The organism is Arthrobacter sp. JCM 19049, assembly GCF_001310435.1.
Genome location: NZ_BAXF01000354.1, coordinates 1 through 2,288 on the forward strand (window position 1 = coordinate 1; position 2,288 = coordinate 2,288).

Here is a 2,288-nt window from a genome sequence, read left to right on the forward strand (position 1 = left end):
GGCCACCTTGCGCAGGCGCACGGCCGCGTTTTTCAGTACCGGCTGCTTGGAGACCGGGTCCCATTCGGTCAGGGTCAGCTCGTTCGCGGCCCGGTGTGCGGTGGCCGGGGTGCCGCCTCATCCCAGTAGCCGTAGTGGAAGGGCGTGAAGATGGTTCCCTCGCGCACATCGCTGATGCGCAGGGCCGCGGTGATATGTCCGCGGCGGGATTCCACGCTGACGATGTCGCCCTCGTTCAGGCCCCCGGTGGCGGCGTCCACCGCGGAGATCTCCACCCAGGCCTGCGGGGCGGCGGCGTTCAGCTGGGGGCTGCGCCCGGTCTTGGTGCGGGTGTGGAAGTGGTAGGCGGTGCGCCCGGTGGTGTAGCGGAACGGGTAGCCGGTGTCCGGGGTTTCATGGGTGGGATGGTACGGCGCGGTCTTGAAGATGGCCCGCCCAGCCGGGTTCATCGCCTTGTAGGCCTGCGGCCCGACGGTGCCGCCGGTGAGCAGGTCGTGCCCGTAGGTTTCGCAGTAATCCGGGTCGGTGTTGAACACCCCATCCGTGTACAGCCGTTCGGTGCCCCCGGGCTGCTGTTCGGTGCACGGCCAGGGCACCCCGCTGCCCCCGCGCAGCGCCTGGTAGCTCAACGCACTGTAGTCGCATGGCCGCCCGCGGGTGCACAGCTTCCAGGCTTCGAACGCCTCCTCGGGCCCCTGCCAGTCCAGCAGCGGGCTGCCGTCCAGTTGGGTGAAGCCCATCCGCCGCGAATAGTCGATGAACGTCTGCAGGTCGCTGCGGGCCTGGCCGGGCGGATCCACCGCCTTCTGCGAGAGGTGCACCGTGCGGTCCACGTTGGTGAAGGTCCCGGTTTTCTCACCCCACCCGGCCGCCGGCAGCACCACGTCGGCGTACTGCGCGGTTTCGGTCAGGTACAAGTCCTGCACCACCAGGAACAGGCCCCGACTGGCCAGGATGTCGCGGATGCGGGGCAGTTCGGGCAGTGACACGGCCGGGTTGGTGGCCGAAACCCACAGGAACTGGATGGAGCCTGCTCCACGTAGCGGAAGATCTGCATGGCGTGGGTGGGCGGCGCCAGTGCGGGATCGTGGCCGGGTCCACGTTCCACAGTTGGGCCAACTCCTGCACGTGCTGCGGGTTTTCCCAGTTGCGGAAGCCGGACAGGTCCCCGTCGGCCCCGCATTCGCGATTGTTCTGGGCGGTGGGCTGACCGTTCATCTGCAGGATCCCGCTGCCGGGTTTGCCGATCAGCCCGCGCAGCAGGTGCAGGTTGTTCACGGCACAGGAGGAGGCGGTGGCCTGGGAGGACTGGTAGAAGCCCTGCAGCACGGTGGAGAGCACCCGTTCACTGGTGCCAAAGATCTCCGCGGCGCGGCGCACGTCCTGAGCATCGACCCCGCAGGTGCGGGCCACCTCCTGTGGGGTCCACGGTTCGACGGTGGAGCGCAGTTCCTCCACATTCATGGTGTGCCGGCGGATGTAGTCCTCGTCGATCCAGCCGTTGACGAACAGTTCGCGCACCAGCCCGTGCATCAGGGCCAGGTTGGTCCCCGGCTTCAGCGCCAGGTGCACCTCGGCGTGCCGGGCGACGTCGGTGTCCCGAGGATCCACGCACACCAGCCGGGGTTTGTCCGGCCCGGCCAACCGGTCCAGCACCCGGGCCAGAGCACGGTCTGGGTTTCGGCCATGTTGTGGCCGAACAGGAACAGCGCATCGCATGCGTCGATGTCCCGATAGCTTCCGGGCTGCCCGTCGGAGCCGAAGGATTCCTTCAAGGCGGTGGCGGCGGTGGCGGTGCACAGCCGGGTATTGCCGTCCATGTGTGGGGTGCCGATCCCGGCCTTGCCCACGATCGCCTGGGCGTAGTACTCCTCCAGGAACAGCTGCCCGCTGGTGTAGAACCGTGGCTGAGCGGCCCCTTGGTCTGCAGCAGGTGGCGGCTGCGCTGCACGATGCGCTCCATGGCGGTGTCCCAGTCGCAGGGAACCAGTTCCCCGTCCTGGCGGATCATGGGGGTGGTGAGCCGGTCGGGACTGTTCATGGCCTGCCAGCTGGCGAACAGCCCCTTGGGTCCAAGCCGGCCGTGGTTGACCCGGTCCGCAGCGCGCCCGCGCACCCCGACCATGGTCCCGTCCTTGACCGCGATGTCGATTCCGCAGCCGTTGCTGCACAGCACGCACGCGGACTGCACCCAGCGCTCAACCTCGGATTCCTCCACCCCTCGGCCAGCACCTGGTCCCCCCGCACCGGCCACCGCTCCTCGCGCCCGTACGGGGTGCGGGTGCCCC

General features: G+C 68.8%; 4 protein-coding genes. All 4 read right to left on the minus strand.

Annotated features, from left to right (window positions below):
• Window positions 1–74 precede the first annotated feature (74 nt).
• Window positions 75–974 (minus strand): molybdopterin oxidoreductase family protein, encoded by a 900-nt coding sequence (locus tag JCM19049_RS22665; RefSeq protein ID WP_374700306.1) that lies wholly within the window; start codon window positions 972–974, stop codon window positions 75–77.
• Entirely contained in the window at window positions 856–1,644 is a 789-nt protein-coding gene (locus tag JCM19049_RS23540; RefSeq protein WP_374700305.1) for a molybdopterin-dependent oxidoreductase, read from the minus strand. The genes JCM19049_RS22665 and JCM19049_RS23540 overlap by 119 nt, the downstream gene beginning before the upstream one ends.
• Window positions 1,557–1,775 (minus strand): hypothetical protein, encoded by a 219-nt coding sequence (locus JCM19049_RS22675; protein WP_306420796.1) that lies wholly within the window; start codon window positions 1,773–1,775, stop codon window positions 1,557–1,559. Before JCM19049_RS22675 ends, JCM19049_RS23540 begins: the two co-directional genes overlap by 88 nt.
• Window positions 1,772–2,288, minus strand: a 517-nt coding sequence (locus JCM19049_RS22680; protein ID WP_306420795.1) for a molybdopterin-dependent oxidoreductase, incomplete at its 5' end; no start/stop codon positions are given. The genes JCM19049_RS22680 and JCM19049_RS22675, both read right to left, overlap by 4 nt.